Source organism: Paraplanobispora siamensis (assembly GCF_016863175.1).
Lineage (GTDB): Bacteria > Actinomycetota > Actinomycetes > Streptosporangiales > Streptosporangiaceae > Planobispora > Planobispora siamensis.
Genome location: NZ_BOOJ01000009.1, coordinates 54,560 through 78,969, shown reverse-complemented (window position 1 = coordinate 78,969; position 24,410 = coordinate 54,560). Strand labels below are relative to the sequence as shown.

Genomic DNA, 24,410 nt, shown 5'->3' with positions numbered 1-24,410 from the left:
GGAGATTATTTCATCACTTGTTGATTTAATGAGAGGAGACTTATCGTCGAGCCAAGGAGGCATGCCATGAATGCTCCACTGATCCTCGACTTCCGCGACATCGATGCCGGGATGCTGCCGCTGGTCGGCGGGAAGGCCGCCAACCTGGGCGTGCTCACCGCCGCCGGGCTGCCGGTCCCGCCGGGCCTGTGCGTGACCACCGAGGCCTACCGGAGGGTCACCGAGCGGGCGGCCGGGCTCGAGGCGGTCTTCGACGCCCTGCAGGTGACCTCCCCCACCGACACCCGGACGCTCAACCGGCTGGCCGCCACCGCCCGCGGCATCGTGCTCGACGCCCCGGTGCCCGACGACGTCGCCGCGGCCGTGCGGGACAGCGCGCCGCACGGCCCCGTCGCGGTGCGCTCCTCGGCCACCGCAGAGGACCTGCCGCACGCCAGCTTCGCCGGGCAGCAGGACACCTACCTCAACGTCGTCGGCCGGGACGCGGTGCTGGAGGCGGTCCGGCGGTGCTGGGCCTCGCTGTGGACCGACCGGGCCGTGGCCTATCGGGCCGCCAACGGGATCGACCACCGCGCCGTACGGCTCGCCGTGGTGATCCAGGAGATGGTGCGGGCGGAGGTCGCCGGGGTGATGTTCACCGCCAACCCGGTCACCGGGCGGCGGCGCGAGGCGGTGATCGACGCCAGCCCCGGGCTCGGCGAGGCCGTCGTCTCGGGCGCGGTCAACCCCGACCACTTCGTGGTGGACATCGCGACCCTGGAGATCACCGAGCGGCGTCTGGGCGACAAGCGGCTGGCCGTACGGCCCGTCGAGGGGGGTGGCGTGGAGCACGTCGAGACCCCGTCGGAGAACACGGCGGAGGGCGCGTGCCTGACCGACGACCGGATCAGGGCGCTGGCCGCGCTGGCCGGCCGGGTCGAGGACCACTACGGGGCGCCGCAGGACACCGAGTGGGCCGTCGACGACGAGGGCGTCCTGTGGCTCACCCAGTCCCGCCCGATCACCACGCTCTTCCCGATCCCCCGGCACTCCGACTCGCAGGCCGCCGACGGCACGCGCGCCTACTTCTGCATGAGCGTGGCGCAGGGGGTCTACCAGCCGCTGACCCCGATGGGCATGCAGGCCTTCCGGCTGATGTCGGCCTCGGCGGCCGAGCTGTACTCCGGCGTCCCGGTGGCCGACCGGCGGGCCGGGGCCCCGCAGTTCGCCGAGGCGGGCGGACGGATGTTCTTCGACGTCACCGGGGTGGTGCGCAGCCGGACGGGGCTGGCGTTCTTCCCCCGGGTGCTGGACGTGATGGAGGCCAGGTCGGCGGTGATCCTGCGGGAGCTGTCGCGCGACCCCCGTTTCGGCATGCTCCACCGTTCCCGGCGCCCCGCCCTGCGCCGGGCCGCCCGGCTCGGCAGGCGCTACCGCATCCCTCCGCGCGCCGTACAGGCCCTGATACGGCCGGAGTCGGCGCACCGGCGGGCAGAGCGGACGGAGGCGGTCCTGCGGGCGAAACTCGCCTCCCCGCGCGAGGCCACCCCGGTCCAGCGGCTCGACCGCGTCGAGCGGCTGCTGTCCACCGAGCTCTTCCCGCTCGTCCCGACGATCCTGCCGGGCGCGGGGGCCGGGTTCGCCATGCTCGGCCTGGCCTGGCGCCTGCTGGGCGACCGGGCGCGGCCCGGCGAGCTGGCCGGCGTCCTGCGCGGGATCCCGCACAACGTGACCACCGAGATGGACCTGGCGCTGTGGCGCCTGGCCACCCGCGTGCGCGAGGACGACAAGGCCGCGGCGCTGCTGCTGGAGACCCCCGCCGCCGAGCTCGCCGAGCGGTTCCACGCCGGGACGCTGCCGGCCGCGGTGGACGAGGGCCTGCGGGAGTTCCTGGGCGTGTACGGCGCGCGGGCGGTCGCGGAGATCGACCTCGGGGTGCCCCGGTGGTCGGAGGACCCGACCCACGTCATCGGTGTGCTGGCCAACTATCTGCGCCTGGACGATCCGGACCTGGCGCCGGACGCCCTGTTCGCCAAGGGGGCCCGGGAGGCGGTCACGACCGCCGCCGCCCTGGCCGCCCGCGTGGGCGGGCTGCGCGGGCGGGTGGTCCGCTTCGCCCTCGGCCGCGCCCGGTCCCTGACGGGCCTGCGCGAGCTGCCCAAGTTCCTCATGGTCACGGCCCTCGCCGCGATGCGCGCCGAACTGAGGATCATCGGCGCCGAGCTGGCCGCCCGCGACCTGGTCGACTCCCCCGACGACGTCTTCTTCCTGACCACGCGCGAGGTCCGCGACGCGCTGACCTCCCCGCCCGCCGGGCTGCGCGCGCTCGTCGCCGGACGGCGCGAGGAGTACCAGCGGGAGGGACGCCGCAGGCACGTGCCGCGGGTCATCCTGTCGGACGGCACCGAGCCCGAGGCCGTGGCCGCCCCGGTCGCGGCGGACGGGGCCATGACCGGTACCCCCGCCTCGGCCGGGACCGTGACCGGGCGCGCCCGGGTGGTCCTCGACCCGGTCGGCGCGCACCTGGAGCCCGGGGAGATCCTGGTCTGCCCCTCCACCGACCCCGGCTGGACCCCGCTGTTCCTCACCGCGGGCGGCCTGGTGATGGAGATGGGCGGGGCCAACTCCCACGGCGCGGTGGTCGCCCGCGAGTACGGCATCCCGGCGGTGGTCGGCGTGGCCCGCGCGACCGAGCACATCACCACCGGTCAGGAGGTCACCGTGGACGGCTCCTCCGGCGCGGTCACCGTGGAGACCGGCTCACAGGACCCCGCCCCGGCGAGCGATATGGAGAGCCAAAGGATCACTTAAGGCGGTGTTAAGCCCGCCCCTGCCAGCATCTCGACCGTACGGTTTCCCCCCTTCCCCGGCCATTCGTGCCGCACAGAGGAGTGATCGAGTGTCGAGGCAGCGCATCCTTGCGTCTCTCGCGGGTGTAGCGGTGACGGGCGCGCTGGCGGCCGTCATACCGGCGTCGGCGGCGTCGGCGGCCGACTGCGCGACCGCCTGGAGTTCCACGAAGGCGTACCAGGGCGGCGCGAGCGTCTCCTACAAGGGCCGCAACTGGTCGGCCAAGTGGTGGACCCAGAACGAGACGCCCGGCGCCTCGGGCTCCGGCGTCTGGGCGGACAAGGGCGCCTGCGGCGGGTCGACGACCCCGGCCCCGGCCCCCTCCACCGGCTGCTCCCACCCGAACTGGGTCGCGGGCAAGTTCTACGCCACCGGCGCCATCGTCAGGTACACCGACGGCAAGCTCTACCGCGCCGAACACGACAACCCGGGCTACGACCCGGTCATCAGCACGTGGTACTGGGAGCCGTACGCCTGCAACGGCAGCACCCCGGCTCCCACGACCCCGCCGCCCACCGACCCGGCCCCCTCGGGCTTCGTGGTCAGCGAGGCGCAGTTCAACCAGATGTTCCCGAACCGGAACTCCTTCTACACCTACAAGGGCCTGACCGCGGCGCTGAGCGCCTACCCCGGCTTCGCCAAGACGGGCAGCGACACCGTCAGGAAGCAGGAGGCCGCCGCGTTCCTGGCCAACGTCAACCACGAGACCGGCGGCCTGGTCCACGTGGTGGAGCAGAACACCGCGAACTACTCGCACTACTGCGACCGGAGCCAGTCGTACGGCTGCCCCGCCGGGCAGTCGGCCTACTACGGCCGCGGCCCGATCCAGCTGAGCTGGAACTTCAACTACAAGGCGGCGGGCGACGCGCTCGGCATCAACCTGCTCAACAACCCGAACCTGGTGCAGACCGACGCCGCGGTGGCCTGGAAGACCGCCCTGTGGTACTGGAACACCCAGAGCGGCCCGGGCACGATGACCCCGCACAACGCGATGGTCAACGGCCGCGGCTTCGGTGAGACGATCCGCAGCATCAACGGCAGCCTGGAGTGCAACGGCCGCAACCCCGCCCAGGTGCAGAGCCGGGTCGCCTCCTACCAGAAGTTCGTCCAGATCCTGGGCACCACCCCCGGCGGCAACCTGAGCTGCTGACCGCGCGCGTCGCCTCCGCGCGTCTCCCCCGGGCGGGACCCGGTCACCGCGATCACCGCGGACGGTCCCGCCCGCCGGGACGGGGCCCGCTCACCCCCTGCCGAAAGCCGGCGGGCCCCGTCCCTCCCCCTCACGGGGCCCGCCCGACCGTTCAGGGAGGCGGGATCTCCCCCGATCCGCGGGCGATCAGGCGGGTCGGGATCACGACGGTCCTGGCCTTGGAGCGCTCGCCGTCCAGGCGGGCCATCATCAGCTCCGCCGCGGCCCGGCCCATGGCCGCGGGGTCCTGGGCCACCACGGTCAGCGCGGGCTCGAGCACCTCGGCCAGCGGGAGGTCGTCGAAGCCGACCACGGCCACGTCCCGGCGGCCGAGCCTGGCCAGGCCGAGGATGACGCCGGTCGAGGCGAAGTTGTTGGCCGCGAAGACGGCCGTGGCCGGTTCCCGCCCGTCGAGCAGCCGGGTCACGGCGGCCGCCGCTGCCTCGTGGTCGTGGCCGATCTCCACCAGGTCCCGGTCGAAGGGGATGCCCGCCTCGGCCAGCGCGTCGCGGTAGCCCTGGAAGCGCTCACGCCGCGTGTACAGGGCGGGGTGGTCGCCGATGAAGGCGATCCTGCGATGCCCGTGGCGGATCAGCTGCGCGACCCCGGCGCGCGCCCCCTCCCGGTTGGAGCTGACCACGGAGTCCGCGGTCAGGCCGCCGGCCAGGCGGTCCAGGAAGACGATGGGCAGGCCCGCGGCCCGCTCGGCCCGCAGCGGGCGGTGATCGCCGCCGGCGGAGGGCACGATGAGGAGGGCGGTGACCCGCCGGGCCAGGAAGGTGGAGATCAGCGAGCGCTCCCGCTCGGCGGTCTCCTCCGAGGAGCCCACGATGAGGGTCAGCCCGCGGGCCCGCACCGCGTTCTCGACCCCGCCGGCCACCGTGCCGAAGAAGGGGTTCCCCATGTCCGGGATGACCAGCCCCACCGTGGAGTCGCGCGCGCCGACCCGCATGTTCCGCGCCATGAGGTTCGGCTGGAAGCCGAGCTTGCCCATGGCCTCCAGGATGCGCGCACGGGTCTCGGCCGCCACCGGGCCGTCGTCGTTGACCACGCGGGAGACGGTCTTGGCCGTGACGCCGACCTCCCGGGCCACGTCACTCATGGTCGCGCGGCGAACCTTGGACATGGACCACCGTTTTCTCGTCGGAGCCGCTCGGTCGGGAACAGGCTAAACCGTGATCGTTCTTCTCCGGTACGGCCCCGCACCTGGCCGGCGGGGGTCTCCGCCCCGGTCGGGCGACCCGGGCGGGCCGCCGGACCGGGTACGGGAGCGCCGGGTACGCCACCCGGGGAACGGGCGGGACGGGCCCCCGGGCCGGGGAGCGGGATGGAGCGACCACCCCGGGCCGGGGAGCGGGATGGAGCGGCCGCCCCGGCCGGGGGTCACGTGAGGCCGGCCGCCCGCGCCGGGGGTCACGTGAGGCCGATCGCCCGGGCCGCCTCCTTGTCGGCCACCACGGCCTGCTCGTCGGCGTCCAGCCGCAGCGCGCCCGTCATGATCGCGACGACCTCGGCCATGCTGTGCTCGCCGGGCTTGATCTGGGCGACGCGGCGGCCGAGCCGCTGCACGTGGATCCGGTCGGCGATCTCGAACACGTGCGGCATGTTGTGGCTGATCAGCACCACCGGCAGGCCCCGGTCGCGGACCCTGCGGATCATGTCGAGCACCTGCCCGGACTCCTTGACGCCCAGCGCCGCGGTCGGCTCGTCCATGACCACCACGTGCCGGGCCCAGGCCACCGCCCGCGCCACCGCCACGCCCTGGCGCTGACCTCCGGACAGCGACTCCACCGGCTGGGTCAGGGACCGCAGGCCGATCTTGAGCTCGGCCATGTGCCGGGCCGACTCCTCGCGCATCCGCCGGTGGTCGAGCAGGCGGAAGACGCGGCCGAGGAAACCGGGCCGGCGCGCCTCGCGGCCGAGGAACATGTTGCTGGCGATGTCGAGCGAGGCCGCCACCGCCAGGTCCTGGTAGACGGTCTCGATGCCGTTCCTGCGGGCGTCGAGGGGGTCGCGGAAGCGCACCGGCCTGCCGTCCAGCATGATCTCGCCCTCGTCGGGCTGGAGCGCCCCCGTCAGGGCCTTGATCAGGCTCGTCTTGCCCGCGCCGTTGTCGCCGATGACGGCGAGCACCTCGCCCGCCATCAGGTCGAAGTCGGCGCCGTCGAGCGCCGTCACGTGGCCGTAGCGCTTGACCAGGCCGCGGGCCTGCAGCACCGGGGTCTGCGCGGTCCCGGCGGGCGGGACCGGGGCGGAGGGAGAGTCGGTCATCGGATCCTCCTGCGGGAGAGCTGGTCCACGGTGACGGCGAGGATGACCAGGATTCCGGTGATCAGGGTCTGGTAGATCGAGGCCACCCCCATGAGCTGCAGGCCGTTCCGGAAGACGCCCACGATGAGCGCGCCGATCAGGGTGCCGATCACCAGTCCCCGGCCACCGAACAGGCTGGTGCCGCCCAGCACCACGGCGGTGATGCTGTCGAGGTTGTCGGTCTGCCCGGCCTGCGGGTCGCCGACGCCGGTCCGGGAGACCAGCAGCAGCGCGGCGATGCCGTACACGAACCCGGCGGTCGTGTAGACGCCGACGGTGAGCCGGCCGGTCCTGATGCCGGTGAGCCTGGCCACCTCGGGGCTGTTGCCCAGGGCGTAGACGTGCTTGCCCCAGGCCGTCTGGCCGAGCAGGTAGGCGAACAGCAGGAACAGCAGGATCGTCAGCAGCGAGCCGTACGTCACCCGGGTGTCACCGATGGCGAAGGTCTCGCCCAGCGCGGTCAGCGGCGCCGGCAGGTTGGTGACCGTCTGGTCCTGCGAGTAGATGTGGGTCAGCGCGAAGGCCACGTTGAGCATGCCCAGCGTGACGATGAACGGCGGCAGCGGGACGAGCGTGACCAGCAGCCCGTTGGCCGCGCCGAACCCCGCGCACACCAGCAGGCCGAGCGCGATCGCGACCAGCGGGGGCACGGTGCCCTCGGCGGCCAGCTTGGCCATCAGGATGCCGCCGAAGGCCATGATGGCGCCGTTGGACAGGTCGATCCCGGCGGTGAGGATGATCAGCGTCTGGCCGATGGCCAGCGTGCCGACCACCATCACCTGCTGGATGATCAGCGAGAAGTTCCCGCCGGTGAGGAACTGGTCGCTGTTGAAGGAGAAGAAGACGCAGGCGAGCAGCAGGGCCGCCAGCGGTCCCACCGTCGGCGTGCTCAGCAGCCGGCGGGCCGGCGAGGGCTCGGCCGCCTCGGGCGGCTTGGGAGGGGTCATCGTCGCGGTCATGTTCACCCCCAGCAGTTCTGCAGGCCGAACGCGGTGTCCTTGGCCTCGACGCCGCCGGCGGGCTTGTCGGTGATCAGGGTGACGCCGGTGTCGGTGTAGCCGGAGACCTTGGTGCCGTTCTTGCCGTAGTCGACGACGGCCTTGACGCCCTGCTCGGCCATCTTCAGCGGGTACTGCTGGGAGGTGGCGGCGATCTGGCCGCTCTGCACGGCCTTGGTGCCGACGCAGCCGCCGTCGACCGAGACGATGAGCACGTCCTTCTCGCGGCCCTTGGCCTTCAGCGCGGTGTAGGCGCCCAGGGCGGCGGGCTCGTTGATGGTGTAGACGAGGTTGATGTCGGGGGCCTTCTGCAGGCAGTTCTCCATCGCGGTCTGTCCCTTGGACTGGTCGCCGCCGGTGTCCTGGGAGCAGACCACGGACGGGTCGCCCTCTTGGATGCCGAAGCCCTTGAGGAAGCCGTCGTGGCGCAGCTGCCCCACCGCGATGCCGGGAGCGAGGTCGAGGGTCGCGATCTTGGCGGGCTTGCCGGCCATCGTGGCCTTGGCGTACTGGCCGATGAGCTCGCCGGCCTTGAAGTTGTCCGTGGCGAACAGCGCGTCGGTGGCCTCCTGCGGCTCGGTCGGGCTGTCCAGCGCGATGACCAGGACGCCGGCCGAACGCGCCTTCTGCACGGCGGGCACGATCGCCTTGGAGTCGCTGGGCGTGATGAGGATGCCCTTCACCCCGGCGGCGACCATGTTCTCGATCGCGGTGATCTGGCTGGCGTTGTCGCCGTCGAACTTGCCCGCGGCGGTCATCAGCTCCGCGCCCTCGGCCTTGGCGGCGGCCTCGGCGCCGATCTTCATCTTGACGAAGAAGGGGTTGGTCTCGGTCTTGGTGATGAGGCCCACTTTGATCGCGTCCGCCTGGCCGGCGGTGCCGCCTCCCCCGCCGCAACCGGCGAGGGCGATCGTGGCGACTATCGCGCAGGCGCCGAGGGCGCCGGTCGCGCGAGTGCTACGAGACATGGGATGACTCCTGGTTCCTCTGGGGGGGCGGGTGATGTCAACGTTGACATATGTCAACGTTGACATCCCTTGCGATGCGATGATGAACTCCGTTTGAGGAAACGTCAATGCCTCTTCTCCGTAACGAGTGGGCACCATGGATCCCGTGCCCGGAGACGTCTCTTCCCAGAAAGGCAGGCCAATGCCCTCCACCCAGGTCGCCGTGCTCGGCGAGTGCGTCGCGGACGCCTTCACGATCGGGAGCGCGGGTCCGAACGAACTGACCCTGCGCGTGCTGCCCGGAGGGGGCCCGGCCAACACCGCGGTGGCCCTGGCCCGTCTGGGCACCCCCACCCGCTTCCTCGCCCGGATCTCCCGCGACTCCTTCGGCTCCATGTTCCGCGCCCACCTGGAGGCCTCCGGGGTCGACCTGAGCGGCTGCGTGAGCGCCGGCGAGCCCAGCACGCTGGCGGTGGCCACTCTCGACGCGGCCGGGCAGGCCGGCTACTCCTTCCACGCCGAGGGCAGCGCCGACTGGCAGTGGAGCGCGCAGGAGCTGGACACCGGGCGGGTCGGCGAGGCGGCCTGCCTGCACACCGGCTCCCTGGCCCTGGTCCGCGCGCCCGGGGCCGGGCACGTCGAGGAGCTGCTGGAGCGCGTGCGGGAGCGGACCACGGTGTCGATCGACCCCAACGTGCGGGCCGCCCTCGTGCCCCCGGCCGTCTACCGGACGCGGATGCACCGGTGGTGCGCGCTGGCCGACATCGTCAAACTGAGCGACGACGACCTGGGCCAGATCCACCCCGGCGAGCCCGTGGAGCAGGTCTGCGAGAGCTGGCACGCCGCGGGCGCCCGCCTGGTCGTGGTGACGCGCGGCCCGCAGGGCGCGCTCGTCTCGCTGGACGGGCAGGCGGCCACGGTGCCCGCGCCCGCCGCCAAGGTCGTGGACACGGTCGGCGCCGGGGACTCCTTCACCGCCGGCCTGCTGCACCGGCTGCACGCCCAGGGCCTGCTCGGCGGGCGGCTGGACGGCCTCACCCTCGCCCAGGCCACCGAGGCGGCCGCCTTCGCCGCCCGGGTCGCCGCGCTGACCTGCTCGGTCGCGGGGGCCAACCCGCCCTGGGCGGCCGACCTGGCCGGACAGACGCTCCCGATGAGCTGAGGGGAGCCCGCGGCCGGGCGGACCGGCCGGGGAGGCATCTCGACCAAGCGCTTGGCGGAGAGCATGATGGCCTGGTGCCGTACGCCGACGTCTTCGCCCGCAGCATCGCCGACCCCGAGGGCTTCTGGGGAGAGGCCGCCCAGGCCGTCGCCTGGAGCGCCGCGCCGTCCCGGGTCCTGGACCGCGACGATCCCCCGTTCTACCGCTGGTTCCCCGACGGGGAGCTCAACACCTGCTTCAACGCCCTCGACCGGCACGTGGAGGCGGGGTACGGCGAGCGCCTCGCGCTGATCCACGACAGCCCGGTCACCGGGACCGTCCGCCGCCTCACCTATGCCGGGCTGCTGGAGGAGGTCGCCCGGTTCGCCGGGGTGCTCCGGGACCTGGGCGTGACCAGGGGCGACCGGGTGGTCGTCTACATGCCGATGGTGCCCGAGGCCGTCGTCGCCATGCTGGCCTGCGCGCGGCTGGGCGCGGTGCACTCGGTGGTGTTCGGCGGGTTCGCGCCCAGGGAGCTGGCGGTCCGGATCGACGACGCCCGGCCCAAGGTGATCGTCTCGGCGTCCTGCGGGATCGAGCCGAGCCGGGTGGTGCCGTACAAGCCGATGCTCGACGCCGCGCTCGACCTCGCCGCGCACCGGCCCGAGCGGTGCGTGATCCTCCGGCGCGAGCAGGCCCCCGCCGAGCTCGTCCCGGGCCGGGACCTCGACTGGGCCGAGGCCGTGGCCGCCGCCGAACCGGCCGGATGGGTGCCGGTGCGGGCCACCGACCCGCTCTACATCCTCTACACCAGCGGCACCACCGGCCTGCCCAAGGGCGTGGTCAGAGACAACGGCGGGCACGCGGTCGCGCTGCTGTGGAGCATGCGCGAGGTCTACGACGCCCGGCCGGGAGAGGTCTTCTGGGCGGCCTCGGACGTGGGCTGGGTCGTCGGCCACTCCTACATCGTGTACGGCCCGCTGCTGCTGGGCGCCACGAGCGTCCTGTACGAGGGCAAGCCGGTCGGCACGCCGGACGCGGGCGCGTTCTGGCGGGTGATCTCCGAGCACGGGGTGAGCACGCTGTTCACCGCGCCCACCGCCTTCCGGGCGATCAAACGGGAGGACCCGGCCGCGGCCCTGCTCGGCAAGTACGACATCTCGTCGCTGCGGACGCTGTTCCTGGCCGGGGAGCGCCTGGACCCCGACACCTACCACTGGGCCTCGGAGAAGCTGGGCGTGCCGGTGGTCGACCACTGGTGGCAGACCGAGACCGGCTGGCCCGTGGCGGCGAACCTGCGGGGGCTGGACCCCATGCCGATCAAACCGGGCTCCCCCACCGTGCCCGTCCCCGGCTACGACGTCCGGGTCCTCGACTCCGACGGCCGCGACCGCGCCCCCGGCCAGGAGGGCGCCATCTGCCTGCGGCTCCCGCTGCCGCCCGGCACGCTGCCCACGCTCTGGCAGGACGACGAGCGCTACGTGAGCTCGTACCTGTCGCAGTTCCCCGGTCACTACCTGACCGGCGACGGCGGCTACCTGGACGAGGACGGCTACCTGTTCGTGATGGGCCGCACCGACGACGTGATCAACGTGGCCGGGCACCGGCTCTCGACCGGGTCGATGGAGGCGGTGCTGGCCGCGCACCCGGCGGTCGCCGAGTGCGCGGTGATCGGGGTCGCCGACGAGCTGAAGGGCCAGGTGCCGCGCGGTTTCGTGGTGCTCAAGAGCGGGGTGGAGGCCGACCCGCAGACGGTGTGCGCCGAGCTGGTCCGGGCGGTGCGCGACGAGGTGGGGGCGGTGGCCGCGCTGAAACGGGTGGACGTCGTCCCGGCCCTGCCGAAGACCCGCTCGGGGAAGATCCTGCGCAAGACCATGCGCGGCATGGCCGAGGGCGCCGACGAACCGGTGCCCTCGACGATCGAGGACGCCACGGTCCTGGACGCCCTGCGCCCGGTCATCGCGCCTGATCAGGGACGGTAGGCGGCCGGAGTGCGGGACGGCCGGCCGAGTGGGTCCTCAGGCTGAGGGTGGGTACGGCGGTGCGCGGCAGGGCGGGTACGGCGGTGCGCGGCAGGGCGGGTGTCGCCCAGTCGTGAGGCGCGTCCCCGGCCAGGCAGCACCCGCCCGGCCACGGACACACCCCATGGGCGGCCCCGCCATCCGGCACGCCGGCCCGGGCCACGCACACGGGACCGGCCCGGGCCGGGCCGTACACGCGGGGCTCAGCGGGAGGCGGGGGTGTGCTCCCGCTCCCGCCGGGAACGCTGGGGCGCCCGGTAGGCCCACTGCCAGGCCAGCTCCAGCGGCCCCCGGTCATAGCGGCGCAGCCAGAGGGAGGCCAGCGTCATGAACAGCACGCAGATGACCGCCCAGGCGACCGGCACCCACCACGGCCGCAGCCCGTCCAGGCGCTCGGCCAGCCCGAGCCCCCAGCCGTAGCAGAGCACGGCCCCCGCCAGGTTCTGGAAGACGTAGCAGCTCAGCGCCGTCCGGCCGACGGCCGTCAGGCCCCGGCGCAGCGGGCCGGGGGCGCCGGACATCCGGTGGACGATCGTGGTGACCAGGCCGAGCAGGCCCAGGGCCACCAGCGGCGGCAGCAGATAGCGGTCCACCAGGAACCAGTCCTGCCCGGCGAAGGAGGTCAGCAGGTTCAGCGGGGCGCCCACGCCGAGACCGAAGATCATGAGCCTGCGCCGGAGCGCGGCGCCCCGGCCGGAGTCCTCGAACACCCCGGCCCGCGTCAGCCGTGAGCCGAGCAGGAACAGCACGACGCCCATCGGGACGATGAACACCGCCTCCAGCCGGTAGAGGCCGAACAGCTCGAACCGGGCGGCGACCTGCTCGCCGTAGCTTCCCCGGCTGAACAGCGTGCTCGGGGCGGCCGGGGCGGCCGCCGTGTCCTGCTCGTACAGCAGCGCGGCGGTGAGCAGGCCGATCACCACCGCGAACACCGAGCCCACACCGATCATCCAGGCCCGCACGGCGCGGTCGCTCCGGCCGATCAGGTAGGCCACGATCATCGAGGTGATCGCGTAGCCCATGAGCACGTCGAACTCGAAGATCAGGAAATAGTGGATCAAGCCTTCGACGAACAGCAGCGCGGCCCGCCACAGGTACCAGCCGGGCCAGGGGGTGCCGCGCCGCCGCGCCGAGCGGTACTGCAGCTCCAGCCCCACCCCGAACAGCAGCGTGAGCAGCGCCAGGAACTTCCCGTTGGTCAGGAATCTCAGGAAGGTCTCCACGGCGCCCGGCCGGGCCAGCGCCTCGAACACCGCGGCGGGTCCGCCGGGGTCGGTGAAGATCCAGATATTGGTGCCCAGCGTGCCCATGATGGCCACGCCCCTGAGCACGTCCAGAGCGTCGATACGTCGGTCGGTCATATCCTCCACGATCGCGTCCCGACCGGCCCGGGACATCGGCACGCGGACCCAGACGGGCCGTACACCGATGGATGTACGGCCTCCGTCTTCGGTCCGGTCCGGCCGTCGACTAAAGATGCTCGCCGAGGAAGTCCGTGACGGCCTCCACGGCCTGGGTGACGTACGGCTCGGCGTCGTAGAGGTCGATGTGCAGCCGGGCGTCCAGCCAGACGAGCTTCCTGGGCTCGTCCATGCGCTTGTAGGCCTCCTCGGCCCCCTCCGGCGAGCAGAAACGGTCGACGACGCCGTGCACGATGAGCCCGGGTGTGGGTGACAGGAAGTCGGCGCCGGTCATGTTGTCCACGGTGACCAGCTCGCGGATGGAGGCCCGGGTGACCTCGTTGCGCCAGTGCGGCGAGGCGCCGCGCTCGGTGCCGTAGTAGGCGAACGGCTCGTCGCCCGGCATCGCGGCCTCGCCCTCCTGCGCGACGGCCGGGAGATACTCCGTCGGCCCGCCCTGGTCCTGGCGCTCCAGGACCTCGGTGAAGGAGGCCAGCGCCCCCCGGTATCCCTCCGGGGACATCCCGGCGCGCATGGCGTAGGGGTTGTTGTAGGCGCCCGCGATCCCGGCGAACGCCTTCACCCGCGGGTCGAAGGCGGCGAACCTGAGGGCGTACCCCCCGCCCAGGCAGATCCCGACCGCGCCGATCCGGTCGCCGTCCACCTCGGGCCGGGCGCGCAGCAGCGACACCGCGGCCCGCAGGTCGTGCAGCTTGCCCTGCGGGTCCTCGTGCCGGCGCGGCCGCCCGCCGGACTCGCCCCAGTTGCGGTGGTCGAAGGCCAGCGTCACGTATCCGGCCTCGGCCAGCCGGGCGGCGTACAGCCCGGTCACCTGGTCGCGGGTGCCGGTGAAGGGCCCGGTGAAGACCAGCGCCGGATGCGGTCCCGGCCCGGCCGGGACGCGCAGGTCTCCGACGAGCGTGATCCCGTCTGCGGTGAACTCAACCCTCTCGGTCATGCCCCCAAGTCTGTACGGCCCGCACCGGCGGCGCGAGCCGTACAGCTCCCGAGGAGACGGCCCGCTAGGAGTCGAACCCGAGACCCATCCGGTCCAGGGTGCGCAGCCACAGATTGCGGCGGCCCTGGTTGAGGTCGGCCTGGGCGATCGACCACCGGGTCATCTGGATCCCGGCCGAGCGCACCGGCTCGGGCGGGAAGGGGATCGGCTTCTCCTTGACCATCCGCAGCTCGGTCCGCTCGGTCCGCTCACCGCTCAGCAGGTCGAGCATGACGTTGGCGCCGAACCGGGTGGCCCCGACGCCCATGCCGGTGTATCCGGCGGCGTAGGCCAGGCGCCCGCCGTGCGAGGTGCCGTAGAACGCGCTGAAGCGGCTGCAGGTGTCGATGACCCCGCCCCACCGGTGGGTGAAGCGCAGGTCCGACAGCTGGGGGAAGGTGGCGAAGAAGTGCTCGGCCAGCTTGACGAAGGTGGCGTCGCGCTGCTCGTACTCCGGCTTGATCTTCCCGCCGTTGTAGTAGACCGCGTCGTAGCCGCCCCACAGGATGCGGTTGTCCTCGGTCAGCCGGTAGTAGTGGAACTGGTTGGCCGAGTCGCCGACGCCCTGCCGGTTGTGCCAGCCGACCGAGGCCAGCTGCCCGGCCGAGAGCGGCTCGGTCATCAGCACGTAGTCGTAGACCGGCACCAGGAAGTGCCTGAGCCTGCGCAGCAGCGGCGGGAAGACGCCGGTGCCCAGGGCGACCCTGGCGGCCCTGACGGAGCCGTAGGGCGTGAGCAGGTCCAGGCCCGCCGGGGTGTCGCGCATGGCGCGCACCGGCGTGCGCTCGTGGATGCGCACGCCCAGGTCGAGGCAGGCCTGCCGCAGTCCCCAGGCCAGGCGGGCGGGGTCGAGCATGGCGCAGCCGTCGCGCTCCCACATCCCGCCGACGTAGGTGGGCGAGTCCACCTCCGCGCGCACCTGGGCGGCGTCCATCATGTCGAGGCGGACGCCAAGCTCGCGGGCGATCTGCGAGCTCTCGTGCATCTCCTCCAGCTGCCACGGCTCGGTGGCCACGTGCAGCTCGCCGGTGCGCTCGTAGCCGCAGTCGATGCCGTAGCGGGCGACGGTCTCGCCGATCTCGTCGAGGTTGCGCAGGCCCATGTGCTCCAGCGTGGAGATCTCCTCGGGCCAGCGCTCCAGCCCGTTGGCGATGCCGTGGGTCAGGGTCGCCATCGCGAAGCCGCCGTTGCGGCCCGAGGCCGCCCAGCCGATCCTGCGTCCTTCGAGCAGGACCACGTCGAGCGACGGGTCGCGCTCCTTGGCCATCAGGGCCGTCCACAGCCCCGAGAAGCCGCCGCCGACCACCGCGAGGTCGGCGCCCGTGTTTCCGAAGAGCCGCGCCTGCGGCTCCGGTTTCGCCGGACTGTCCAGCCAGTACGGCTTGCGCTCCGCATCAGTCAGTGCCTTCAGCGGATCCACAATCTCACTTCCCAACGTGAGTCTTGAAAAGATTCCTTGAGTTGATTGCTCGGTCAGTCAGTTGAACGAGCGCGGGTTCCCCCCGCCTGTTTCCGATCTCGCCTCCCTGTTCCTTGCTCGCGGCGTACGCCGCGGGCCCGCGCCGTGCGGCGCGGGCCCGCGGGGTCCTCAGGTGCGGCGTCTGCTCGCGATCGCGTTGCCGACCGCGATCGCGACTCCGATGCCGAAGATGAGTGTGCCCATCACATTGACCTGCGGCGGGATGCCCACCTTGACCGAGCCGATGATCCACAGCGGGAACGTCAGCGTGGAGCCGTTGACGAAGCTCGTCACGACGTAGTCGTCGATGGACAGCGCGAAGGCCAGCAGCGCCCCGGCGAACACCGCGGGCATGATCGCCGGCAGGGTCACCAGGCGGAAGGTGGTCCACGTGCCCGCGCCCAGGTCCCTGGCCGCCTCCTCCAGCGAGGGATCCAGCCCGACCACCCGGGCGCGCACCGTCACCACCACGAAGGACAGTGAGAACAGCACGTGCGCGATGGTGATGGTGAGCAGGCCCCGCGGGGTGTTCCCCGAGACGAACAGCGACAGCAGCGAGGCTCCCATGACCAGCTCGGGCGTCGAGATCGCCGCGAAGACCAGGAAGTTGCTCGCCCCCTTGCCGCGGAAGCGGTAGCGCCCCAGGGCCAGGCCCAGGAGGGTGCCGATCACGGTGGTCAGAATGGTGCTGATCACCGCGATCTGCAGGGAGTTGACCAGCGCGCCGGTGAGCGAGCCGTCGGCGAACAGCTCGCCGTACCAGCGCAGCGTGAAGCCCTGCCAGGAGGTGTTGGACTTGCTCTGCTTGTCGTTGAAGCCGAACAGGATCATCACGGCGATCGGCGCGGTGAGCCACGCGATGATCAGCCAGGTGTAGACGTGCAGGAGCCGGTCGCCGAGTCTGCCTCTCATCGGGCCGCCGCCTCCAGCACGTTCTCGGTGCCGAGCGACCGCGCGTAGACGAAGATGCCCACCAGCAGCACCGCCATCAGCGTGAACGACAGCGCCGACGCGGTCGGGTAGTCGTTGTTGGTCAGGTACTCGGTCTGGATGATGTTGCCGATCATCGTGTTGCCGGTGCCGCCCAGGATGCGGGCGTTGACCGGGTCGGCCGTGGCCGGCACGAAGGTCATCAGCACGCCCGCGAAGACGCCGGGCAGCGACAGCGGCAGCACCACCCTGCGGAAGGCCGCCAGCCGCGAGGCGTACAGGTCGTAGGCGGCCTCGACGACCCTCGGGTCCACCCGCTCCAGCGCCACGTAGATCGGCAGCACCATGAACGGCAGGAAGTTGTAGACCAGGCCGCCGATCACCGCCACGTCCGTGGCCAGCACGTGGAAGTCCGCGGGCAGCAGCCCCGCCGACTTCAGCGGCCCGAACAGGATGCCGTCGTCGGCCAGCAGGAAGCCCCAGGAGATCGTGCGCAGCACGAAGGAGACGAAGAACGGCAGCAGCAGCAGGAACAGGTACATCGACTTGCGCCTGCCGCCCTTGAAGGCGATCCAGTACGCCATCGGGTAGGCCAGCACCAGCATGATCAGCGTGGCGATCCCGCCGTAGATCAGCGACCTGATCAGCTGAGTGTGGTACTGCCCGACGGCCTTGGCGTAGTTGGAGACGCTGAAGGTCTGCTGGAAACCCTCCAGGAGGTTGCCGGTCGTCAGCGAGACCGAGGCCATGGCGGCGATCGGGACCACGAAGAAGATCGCGAACCAGATCCAGGCCGGCAGGGCCAGCAGGTACGGAGCGGCCGCCGCTCTGACTCTTCTCATCCGCTAGCCCTGCGTGACGGCCTGGAACATGCTCTCGAAGGCCTCCTGTTCGGCGGGCGTGGAGGGCGTGACGTAGGTGTGCAGCTTGGCGTAGTCGGCCTCGGTCGGGAAGATCAGCGGGCTCTCGATCATCGCCTCGAGGGCCTCCTTGTCCTCGCCCTTCAGCCCGGCGGCCTTGGTGGACAGGAGGTCCTTCACCGCGGGCACCGGCGTGACGTACTGGATGTACTCCGTCAGCTCGGCGGCGATCTCGGGCTTGTACAGGTAGTCCATCAGCATGAGCGCGTCGACCGGGTTGGCCGCGCCCTTGGGGATCATCATGTTGTCGGTCCAGATGGTGCCGCCCTCCTCGGGCACCATGAACGCGACCGGCTCCCCGGCGAGCTGACGCTGGAAGACGTCGCCCGACCAGCCCATGGTCAGCCACACGTCGCCCTTGGACACCGCGTCGATGTAGTCCTGGTCGTAGTACTTGCGGACGATGCCGTCCTCGCGCTGCTTCTGGAGCATCGCGGCGGCCTTGTCCCAGTCGGCCTTGGTGGACTGCTCCGGCGCGACGCCGAGCGCGAGCAGGCCGTAGTTGGCGATCTCCTGGGAGTCGGCCATCATGCCGACCTTGCCCTTGTACTTGGGATCGAACAGCGCCTGGATGCTCTTGATCGGGTCCTTGACGTACTTGGTGTTGTACGCGATCCCGGTCATGCCCGAGGTGTAGGGGATGGAGTAGGTGTTGTTCGGGTCGTAGGCCGGGTTCTTGTACTTCGCCCCGGCGTTGGCGGCGAAGTTCGGCAGCTGCTTGTGGTCCAGCGCCACCAGGTAGCCCAGGGCCTGCATCTTGGCGAACTGCGTGCCGTTGGTCATCACGATGATGTCGTAGCCCAGCGGCTGCCCGGCCCGCAGCTGCGGCTCGGCCTTGCCGAAGAAGGAGGCGTTCTCCTCGATGACCTCGAGGTACTCGACCTTGATCCCGGTCTCCTGCTCGAACTTCTTCAGCGGCCCGCGGTCCTCGGGCATGTACTCCGGCCAGTTGGCGAAGACGACCTTGCCGTTCTTCTGCTTGCCGGCCCAGAAGCCGGCGACCTCGGAGGGCTTGGGGGCGGCCTTCTGCTGGCCCTGGACGCCGCAGGCGCTCAGGGCGAGCCCGGCGGCGGACAGTCCCGCCAGGCGGAAGACGTCGCGACGGCTGACGGAGCGGCTCTGGGTCATGCCGCGGAGGAAGGCGGGAGAGGTGCTGAGGTGGTGCATGGAGGGACTCAACTTCCGATTGCGTACGAGTGGTGCGGCTGCCACGACAACCACACGGCGTCGCCACGCTCCGCCGTACTCGTGCTGTCGAGCGCGTTCTGCTGGAATACGGTGACCTCGGCGCCGTCGGCGAGGCGCACCGCATAACTGTTGTACAACCCCAGGTAGACCACCTCGGATACGGTGCCGCGCACGGCGCTGATGTCCCCCGACGGCTCCTCGGTGGAAATGGTGATCTTCTCGGGCCGGACGGTCACCGAGATCGGGTCCCCCGCCTGCCGTGACGCCTCCGCCACCAGGACCCGTCCGTGCTCGCCCAGCTTCAGTACGGCGCACCCGGACTCGACCCGGTCCACGGCGCCGCTCAGCAGGTTGGAGGTGCCGATGAAGCCGGCCACGAAGGCGGTGGCCGGGCGCTCGTAGATCTCGCGGGGCGAGGCGAGCTGCTCGACCAGGCCGTCGTTCATCACCGCGATGCGGTCGCTCATGGTGAGCGCCTCGCTCTGGTCGTGGGTGACGTAGACGAACGTGATGCCGACCTCGCGCTGGATGCGCTTGAGCTCGATCTGCATGGCCTGGCGGAGCTTGAGGTCCAGGGCGCCCAGCGGCTCGTCGAGCAGGAGCGCGCGGGGCCGGTTGACCAGGGCGCGGGCCAGGGCCACCCGCTGCTGCTGGCCGCCGGACATCTCCCGGGGGCGGCGCTTCTCGCGCCCGACGAGGTCCACGATCTCCAGCATCTCGCCGACGCGCCGCTTGATCTCGGCCTCGGCGACCTTCCGGCGCCGCAGGCCGAAGGCCACGTTCTCCCAGACGCTCATATGGGGGAAGAGCGCGTAGGACTGGAACACCATGTTCACGTCGCGTTTGTTCGGCGGGACGTTCGTCACGTCCTGGCCGTGCAGCCGCACGACGCCGCGCGTGGGCTCCTCGAACCCGGCCACCATGCGCATGGTGGTGGTCTTGCCGCAGCCGGACGGGCCGAGGAGCGAGAAGAACTCGCCCTCGGCGATCGCCAGGGTGACTCCCTTGACCGCCTGGACGACCTCACCGTGGGCGAGATACTCCTTGACGACCCCGTCGAGCTCGATGGCGGGCACCTGTGGTGCGCCGGAGGCGGCCTCGGCCGCCTCCGTGCCCGCCTGGATTCCGGTCATACCAGGCTTGTTCCTCTGTTCGCGGCTATTCGCCGATGTAGTGCATGACGTGCTTGACGCGCAGGTAGTCGTGCAGACCGAAGACCGACAGGTCCTTACCGTAGCCGGAGTGCTTGAACCCTCCGTGCGGCATCTCCGAGACGAACGGGATATGGGTGTTGACCCACACCACGCCGAAGTCCAGCTTCTTCGACATCCGCATCGCCCTGCCGTGGTCGGAGGTCCACACCGAACCCGACAGACCGTACTTGACGCCGTTGGCCTTGGCGACCGCGTCGGCCTCGTCGGAGAAGGTCTGGACGGTGATGACCGGGCCGAAGACCTCGTTCTGCACCATCTCGTCGTCCTGCTGGAGGCCGTCGACGACGGTCGGGGCGAAGAAGTAGCCCTTGTCGCCGATCCGGTGGCCGCCGGTCAGGACCTTGGCGTGGCCGGGTACCCGCTCGAAGAAGCCGGCGACGCGCTCCAGCTGGTTGGCGTTGTTGAGCGGGCCGTACAGCGCCTCCTCGTCCGAGAGGTCGCCGGTCCTGGTGCCGGCGGCGGCCTCGACCAACGCGGCGGTGAACTCGTCGTGGACGTCCTCGTGGACCAGCACGCGGCAGGCGGCGGTGCAGTCCTGGCCGGCGTTGTACAGCCCCGCGGTGGCGATGGCCTCCGCGGCGGCCTTGAGGTCCTTGACGTCGTCGAAGACGACGACCGGGGCCTTGCCGCCGAGCTCCAGGTGGACCCGCTTGAGGTCCTCGGCCGCGCTCTTGGCCACGGCCATGCCCGCGCCGACCGAGCCGGTGATCGCGACCATCTGCGCGGTCGGGTGGCCCACGACGAGGGCGCCGGTCTCGCGGTCGCCGACGACGACGTTGAAGACGCCCTTCGGCAGCACCTCACCCATGATCTCGGCCAGCTTGACCGTGGAGACCGGGGTGGTGTCGGACGGCTTGAGCACGACGGTGTTGCCCGCGGCCAGCGCCGGGGCGATCTTCCACACGGCCATCATCATCGGGTAGTTCCACGGCGTGACCTGGCCCACGACGCCGATCGGCTCGTGCCGGATGACGGAGGTGTGGTCGGCCAGGAACTCGCCCGAGGTCGGTCCCTCAAGAGTGCGGGCGGCACCGGCGAAGAACCGGAAGTGGTCGGCGGCCACCGGCGTCTCGTCCTCGGCCATGCGGGCACGCGGCTTGCCGGTGTTGCGGCACTCGGCCTCGTTCAGTTCCCCGGCCCGCGCCTCGATGGCGTCGGCGACCTTCAGCAGCAGGTTGGCGCGCTCGCCGGGCGTGGTCTGGCTCCAGCTCTCGAACGCGGCCGCCGCGGCGGCGTAGGCCGCGTCGACGTCCTCCGCGCCGGAGATCGGCGCCCGGAGGTAGGCCTCGCCGGTGCACGGGTCGATGACATCGGAGAACCTGCCGCTCTTGGCGTCCACCAACTCGCCGTTGACGTAGTTTCGGAGACGGGTGAGCTCAGTGTTCTCAACCGGGGTGGTCATCGTCGACCTCCTAGAGCATGGGGGCTGAGTTGTCGCGACTCTTACAGAGCAACAGGCTCGCGACAAGGGATTTCGTTGCGAAGATACCAAATTGCTACGGAATCGCTTGACAGAGCGGTCAGAACTGACAACATGTCGCATCGGAGACGCAACATGACGGCTACAGCCCCGAAACATGACGCCAGGGAGCGCGGATGACGACGCCGCCCAAGGTCCGCCGTGACACCGACGCCAAGTCCGGCACCGTCGTCCTCGACGAGATCTCCAAGCGGATCATCGAGGAACTGCAGTCCGACGGGCGCAAGCCGTACGCGGCGATCGGCAAGGCGGTGGGCCTGTCCGAGGCCGCCGTCCGCCAGCGGGTCCAGCGCCTGCTCGACGCGGGCGTCATGCAGATCGTCGCGGTCACCGACCCGCTGACCCTGGGCTTCTCCCGCCAGGCGATGATCGGCATCAAGTGCGAGGGCGACCTGGAGATGGTGGCCGACGAGCTGTCGGCCATCGCGGAGATCGACTACGTCGTGCTGACCGCCGGGTCCCTCGACATCATGGTCGAGGTGGTGTGCGAGAGCGACCAGCACCTCCTGGAGATCCTGGGCAAGATCCGCGCCATCCCGACCGTGCGCGCGACCGAGACCTTCGTCTATCTCAAGCTGCACAAGCAGACCTACTCCTGGGGCACCCGCTGACACCCCGGCGGGTTGCCCGCTGAGACCTCCCGGGGCGCCCGGCGGCCTCATCGTCCGAGGTGCTCTTCCAGGACCCCGGCCATCTCCGCGAGGAACGCGTCCACCTGGCCCACGGAGTAGCCGGGCTTGAACATGACCGTGGCGAACCTGACCCCCCGCACGTCCTGGGGCGTGAGCGGCTGCTCGGTGGTCCCGCGCAGGGTCGCCACGAGCCGGTCGAGGAAGACGTCGACCTCTCCCTCGTTGTAGCCCATGCCCAGCCGTCCGGGCCGGAAGGCGACCTGCTCCACCCTGAGCGCCTGCCGTTCGCGCTCGGCGAGCGTGACGCTGACCGGCATCGGGGGCTTGGGCCAGGGGTCGAGCGGCCGCTCCTGATGGGGCTGCGCCTGGTGGGGCTCCTGATAGGACTGCCGGTAGGGCTGCTCCTGAAGCGGCTCCTGGTAGGGCTCCTGGTACGGCTCCGCCTCGGCGGATCCCTCCGGTCCGGGGGCGTGCTCCTCACCGCCGTGCGCCACGGCCGCCCGGCCCTCGTCGTCGGCCGGGCCGTCCCCGCGCGCCGGCTCCGCGCCCACGGCCGCCGGGGACCGCACCGCGCCGGAATCGGGCCGATCCGGTACGGCGACGCCCGGGCCGGGCCGATCCGGTACGGCGACGCCCGGGCCGGGCCGATCCGGTACGGCGATGCCGGGATCGGGCCAGCCGGACGGGGAAGCCGCGGGTACGGCGGGCCGCGCCGCGCCGTTCCCCGATCCGGGCGCCGGAGTCCGGGTCTCCACCGTCCGCGCCTGCGCGGCGTGCAGCTCCGCGGCCCTGGTCTCCACCGCCACGATGAAGGCCTCCAGCGCGAAGTCCACCGCGGTCTCGTTGTAGCCGCCCAGTTTGGTACGGAAGCGCGCGTCGCGGATCTCGTCGGCGGTGATCGGCTCTCCGACCAGCGTGCCCCGGCCGAGGGTGCCCTCGATGCGACGGATCAGTGCGTCCACCTGGTCCGGGTCATATCCGGAACGCACGCCCAGCACCCGTGGAAAGCGGTTCAAAACCCCGCATCCTTTCCATTCCCTGTGTGACATCTCATTCTGAAGGGCCGTACCCGGTAAAGCGAGTAACGGTGACGGCTCGATCCGGCGACGACAACGATCACTGTGGCGACGGCGGGGACGTCCGCTACGGGGACAACGGGGCCGATCACGGCGAGGTAGGGTGGCGGGCCTATGCGGCTCTCCGATGTGTCCTTCCGATACTCCCGCCGCGGCCCGTGGATCATCCAGGAGGTCGAGCTCGCGCTCGGCGCCGGGTCCGTCGTGGAGGTCACCGGCCGCAACGGGGCCGGCAAGTCGACGCTCCTGCGCCTGCTGGCCGGGATCGTCCCCCCGACCCGGGGCTCGATCGCCGACCGGCCCCCGGTCGTCGGCTACGCCCCCGACGTCTTCCCCGTCGACCAGCCGTTCACCGTCTCCGCCTATCTGGCGCAGATGTCCCGGATCCGGGGCGTGCCCGCCGCCTCGGGCACGGCCCTGGCCGAGCGGCTGAACGCCTCCCACCTGCTCGGCCAGCCGCTCGGCGACCTGTCCAAGGGCAGCGCGCAGAAGGTGGGGCTGATCCAGTCGCTGCTGGCGCCGCCCGGTCTGCTGATCCTCGACGAGCCGTTCTCCGGCCTCGACGAGCAGACCAGGACCGAGCTCCCGGAGATCATCGAGGAGGTCGCCTCGGCCGGCGGCGCCGTCGTGGTCAGCGACCACCAGAACCAGCTGCGCAGCTTCCCCGGCGCCGACCACTGGCTGGTCGAGGACGGCGCGGTCGTCGCCCGCGACGGCGAGCGGGCGCGGCGGACGGTCATCGAGGTGATCGTCGACGCCGACGAAGCCGACGAGGTCGAGCAGAAGCTGCGCGCCGACGGCTACACCACCAGGCGGGCCACATGAGGCGCGGCAGCCGTACGGCGAGGGGAACGGGCCGCGTGGGGGTGGACGCGGACCGCGGAACGGCGCGGGTGCGCTCCACGGTGCGAGGAGACCTCCGGTGATCCGTCTCATGCGGTTCAAGCTGGCCGCCTACGCCAGGTCCCACCGGTTGCTGCAGCCGGTGATCGGGCTGTTCACGATGATGCTGATCTTCTACTCGTCGGTGATCCCCGACGGCAAGCAGCTGACCTCCTACGCCGACTCGGCCGGGCTGCTGATCGTCGTCTTCGCGTGGGCCGCCCGGGGCCTGCTCGACACCGAGCCCGCGGCGCAGCGGCTGATCTCGATGACCGCGGCCGGAGGCCCCCGCAGGGAGATCGGCGCCGGGCTGCTGGCGGCCCTGACCGTCAACATCGGCCTGGCGGCGATCGCGATCACCCTGCCGCTGATCCACGGCTTCGCCTCCGTCCCCCCGGCCGGCGACATCGCCAGAGGCGTCGTCCTGCACCTGCTCGGCCTCGGCGCCGGCACCGCCCTCGGCGCGCTGACCAGCAAGCCGATCATGCCCTCCCCCGCCACGTCGATGCTGGTGCTGTTCGGCGGCTACGTGATGCTGCTGCTGATCAGCCTCACCCCGATCGGCTCGTTCACCGTGCCGGTCATGCCCTGGATGCGCGCGGCCAACGCCGGCACCCTCGACGAGATCCTGCTCCCCGTCACGGCCGCCACCCTCCTGTGGTCCACCGCCGGCGCCCTCGCCTACATCCGTCTCCGCCGCACCCGCCCCTGACCGGTGACCCCACCCGTGGAGCGCGTCCGCAGTGGGCCACGCGCCGCCCGCCCCCGCCGCCCCGGCGATCGTCGACAGCACGAGC

General features: G+C 71.5%; 20 protein-coding genes. 7 read left to right on the top strand and 13 right to left on the bottom strand.

Annotated elements, in window-relative coordinates; all coding sequences use genetic code 11:
- Nucleotides 1-66: 66 nt before the first annotated feature.
- Nucleotides 67-2,790: a PEP/pyruvate-binding domain-containing protein gene (locus Psi01_RS04450; RefSeq protein ID WP_204062632.1), complete on the top strand. Its 2,724-nt coding sequence runs from the start codon at nucleotides 67-69 to the stop codon at nucleotides 2,788-2,790.
- A gap of 130 nt (nucleotides 2,791-2,920) precedes the next feature.
- Entirely contained in the window at nucleotides 2,921-3,979 is a 1,059-nt protein-coding gene (locus Psi01_RS44020; protein ID WP_275424489.1) for a glycoside hydrolase family 19 protein, read from the top strand.
- A gap of 151 nt (nucleotides 3,980-4,130) precedes the next feature.
- Here Psi01_RS44020 and Psi01_RS04440 read toward each other — a convergent pair whose 3' ends face one another.
- The 4 genes from Psi01_RS04440 to Psi01_RS04425 all read right to left on the bottom strand — a co-directional run bounded on the left by Psi01_RS04440 (nucleotide 4,131) and on the right by Psi01_RS04425 (nucleotide 8,294).
- The gene (locus Psi01_RS04440; protein ID WP_204062630.1) at nucleotides 4,131-5,144 is read right to left on the bottom strand and encodes a LacI family DNA-binding transcriptional regulator; all 1,014 of its coding nucleotides are present in this window, start codon (nucleotides 5,142-5,144) and stop codon (nucleotides 4,131-4,133) included.
- Nucleotides 5,145-5,431: 287 nt separating this feature from the next.
- Nucleotides 5,432-6,289, bottom strand: coding sequence for an ATP-binding cassette domain-containing protein (locus Psi01_RS04435; protein ID WP_204062629.1), 858 nt, complete (start codon nucleotides 6,287-6,289; stop codon nucleotides 5,432-5,434).
- Nucleotides 6,286-7,287 (bottom strand): ABC transporter permease, encoded by a 1,002-nt coding sequence (locus Psi01_RS04430; protein ID WP_204062628.1) that lies wholly within the window; start codon nucleotides 7,285-7,287, stop codon nucleotides 6,286-6,288. Before Psi01_RS04430 ends, Psi01_RS04435 begins: the two co-directional genes overlap by 4 nt.
- 2 nt (nucleotides 7,288-7,289) lie before the next feature.
- Nucleotides 7,290-8,294, bottom strand: coding sequence for a sugar ABC transporter substrate-binding protein (locus Psi01_RS04425; RefSeq protein WP_204062627.1), 1,005 nt, complete (start codon nucleotides 8,292-8,294; stop codon nucleotides 7,290-7,292).
- 181 nt (nucleotides 8,295-8,475) lie between these two features.
- Here Psi01_RS04425 and Psi01_RS04420 point away from each other — a divergent pair, with 181 nt between their 5' ends.
- On the top strand, nucleotides 8,476-9,435 hold the full coding sequence (locus tag Psi01_RS04420) for a carbohydrate kinase family protein (RefSeq protein ID WP_204062626.1): 960 nt from the start codon (nucleotides 8,476-8,478) through the stop codon (nucleotides 9,433-9,435).
- Nucleotides 9,436-9,509: 74 nt separating this feature from the next.
- Nucleotides 9,510-11,396 (top strand): propionyl-CoA synthetase, encoded by a 1,887-nt coding sequence (locus tag Psi01_RS04415; protein ID WP_239127071.1) that lies wholly within the window; start codon nucleotides 9,510-9,512, stop codon nucleotides 11,394-11,396.
- Nucleotides 11,397-11,638: 242 nt separating this feature from the next.
- Here the strand turns inward: Psi01_RS04415 and Psi01_RS04410 are convergent, their stop codons facing one another.
- From Psi01_RS04410 to Psi01_RS04375, 8 genes are all read right to left on the bottom strand, one after another.
- A complete protein-coding gene (locus Psi01_RS04410) occupies nucleotides 11,639-12,796 on the bottom strand; it encodes a DUF418 domain-containing protein (RefSeq protein ID WP_204062625.1) in 1,158 nt (385 codons plus the stop codon).
- A gap of 109 nt (nucleotides 12,797-12,905) precedes the next feature.
- Entirely contained in the window at nucleotides 12,906-13,793 is an 888-nt protein-coding gene (locus Psi01_RS04405; RefSeq protein ID WP_204062624.1) for an alpha/beta hydrolase, read from the bottom strand.
- A gap of 64 nt (nucleotides 13,794-13,857) precedes the next feature.
- Nucleotides 13,858-15,252 (bottom strand): NAD(P)/FAD-dependent oxidoreductase, encoded by a 1,395-nt coding sequence (locus Psi01_RS04400; protein WP_204062623.1) that lies wholly within the window; start codon nucleotides 15,250-15,252, stop codon nucleotides 13,858-13,860.
- A gap of 168 nt (nucleotides 15,253-15,420) precedes the next feature.
- The gene (locus tag Psi01_RS04395) at nucleotides 15,421-16,203 is read right to left on the bottom strand and encodes an ABC transporter permease (protein WP_204062622.1); all 783 of its coding nucleotides are present in this window, start codon (nucleotides 16,201-16,203) and stop codon (nucleotides 15,421-15,423) included.
- Nucleotides 16,200-17,063 carry an ABC transporter permease gene (locus tag Psi01_RS04390; RefSeq protein WP_204062621.1) on the bottom strand — a complete coding sequence of 288 codons (864 nt, stop codon included), beginning with the start codon at nucleotides 17,061-17,063 and terminating at the stop codon, nucleotides 16,200-16,202. The genes Psi01_RS04395 and Psi01_RS04390 overlap by 4 nt, the downstream gene beginning before the upstream one ends.
- A gap of 3 nt (nucleotides 17,064-17,066) precedes the next feature.
- Nucleotides 17,067-18,308, bottom strand: a complete 1,242-nt coding sequence (locus tag Psi01_RS04385; protein WP_204062620.1) for an ABC transporter substrate-binding protein — start codon at nucleotides 18,306-18,308, stop codon at nucleotides 17,067-17,069.
- An 8-nt stretch (nucleotides 18,309-18,316) separates the two neighbouring features.
- A complete protein-coding gene (locus Psi01_RS04380) occupies nucleotides 18,317-19,462 on the bottom strand; it encodes an ABC transporter ATP-binding protein (protein ID WP_204062619.1) in 1,146 nt (381 codons plus the stop codon).
- A gap of 25 nt (nucleotides 19,463-19,487) precedes the next feature.
- Entirely contained in the window at nucleotides 19,488-20,945 is a 1,458-nt protein-coding gene (locus Psi01_RS04375; protein ID WP_204062618.1) for a gamma-aminobutyraldehyde dehydrogenase, read from the bottom strand.
- A gap of 194 nt (nucleotides 20,946-21,139) precedes the next feature.
- Here Psi01_RS04375 and Psi01_RS04370 point away from each other — a divergent pair, with 194 nt between their 5' ends.
- A complete protein-coding gene (locus tag Psi01_RS04370; RefSeq protein WP_204062617.1) occupies nucleotides 21,140-21,634 on the top strand; it encodes an Lrp/AsnC family transcriptional regulator in 495 nt (164 codons plus the stop codon).
- A gap of 47 nt (nucleotides 21,635-21,681) precedes the next feature.
- Here Psi01_RS04370 and Psi01_RS04365 read toward each other — a convergent pair whose 3' ends face one another.
- Entirely contained in the window at nucleotides 21,682-22,671 is a 990-nt protein-coding gene (locus Psi01_RS04365; RefSeq protein WP_204062616.1) for a DivIVA domain-containing protein, read from the bottom strand.
- A 174-nt stretch (nucleotides 22,672-22,845) separates the two neighbouring features.
- Here Psi01_RS04365 and Psi01_RS04360 point away from each other — a divergent pair, with 174 nt between their 5' ends.
- Nucleotides 22,846-23,556, top strand: a complete 711-nt coding sequence (locus Psi01_RS04360; RefSeq protein ID WP_204062615.1) for an ABC transporter ATP-binding protein — start codon at nucleotides 22,846-22,848, stop codon at nucleotides 23,554-23,556.
- Between the two features lie 97 nt (nucleotides 23,557-23,653).
- Entirely contained in the window at nucleotides 23,654-24,325 is a 672-nt protein-coding gene (locus Psi01_RS04355) for a hypothetical protein (RefSeq protein WP_204062614.1), read from the top strand.
- The last annotated feature ends 85 nt before the right edge of the window (nucleotides 24,326-24,410 follow it).

Bases quoted from the DNA above. Each gene is read 5' to 3' on its own strand.
- Psi01_RS04440 (WP_204062630.1), bottom strand. From the start codon at position 5,144: ATGTCCAAGGTTCGCCGCGCGACCATGAGTGACGTGGCCCGGGAGGTC.
- Psi01_RS04385 (WP_204062620.1), bottom strand. From the start codon at position 18,308: ATGCACCACCTCAGCACCTCTCCCGCCTTCCTCCGCGGCATGACCCAG.
- Psi01_RS04420 (WP_204062626.1), top strand. From the start codon at position 8,476: ATGCCCTCCACCCAGGTCGCCGTGCTCGGCGAGTGCGTCGCGGACGCC.
- Psi01_RS04430 (WP_204062628.1), bottom strand. From the start codon at position 7,287: ATGACCGCGACGATGACCCCTCCCAAGCCGCCCGAGGCGGCCGAGCCC.
- Psi01_RS04450 (WP_204062632.1), top strand. From the start codon at position 67: ATGAATGCTCCACTGATCCTCGACTTCCGCGACATCGATGCCGGGATG.
- Psi01_RS04410 (WP_204062625.1), bottom strand. From the start codon at position 12,796: ATGACCGACCGACGTATCGACGCTCTGGACGTGCTCAGGGGCGTGGCC.
- Psi01_RS04435 (WP_204062629.1), bottom strand. From the start codon at position 6,289: ATGACCGACTCTCCCTCCGCCCCGGTCCCGCCCGCCGGGACCGCGCAG.
- Psi01_RS04360 (WP_204062615.1), top strand. From the start codon at position 22,846: ATGCGGCTCTCCGATGTGTCCTTCCGATACTCCCGCCGCGGCCCGTGG.
- Psi01_RS04390 (WP_204062621.1), bottom strand. From the start codon at position 17,063: ATGAGAAGAGTCAGAGCGGCGGCCGCTCCGTACCTGCTGGCCCTGCCG.
- Psi01_RS04370 (WP_204062617.1), top strand. From the start codon at position 21,140: ATGACGACGCCGCCCAAGGTCCGCCGTGACACCGACGCCAAGTCCGGC.
- Psi01_RS04405 (WP_204062624.1), bottom strand. From the start codon at position 13,793: ATGACCGAGAGGGTTGAGTTCACCGCAGACGGGATCACGCTCGTCGGA.
- Psi01_RS04395 (WP_204062622.1), bottom strand. From the start codon at position 16,203: ATGAGAGGCAGACTCGGCGACCGGCTCCTGCACGTCTACACCTGGCTG.
- Psi01_RS04375 (WP_204062618.1), bottom strand. From the start codon at position 20,945: ATGACCACCCCGGTTGAGAACACTGAGCTCACCCGTCTCCGAAACTAC.
- Psi01_RS04380 (WP_204062619.1), bottom strand. From the start codon at position 19,462: ATGACCGGAATCCAGGCGGGCACGGAGGCGGCCGAGGCCGCCTCCGGC.
- Psi01_RS04425 (WP_204062627.1), bottom strand. From the start codon at position 8,294: ATGTCTCGTAGCACTCGCGCGACCGGCGCCCTCGGCGCCTGCGCGATA.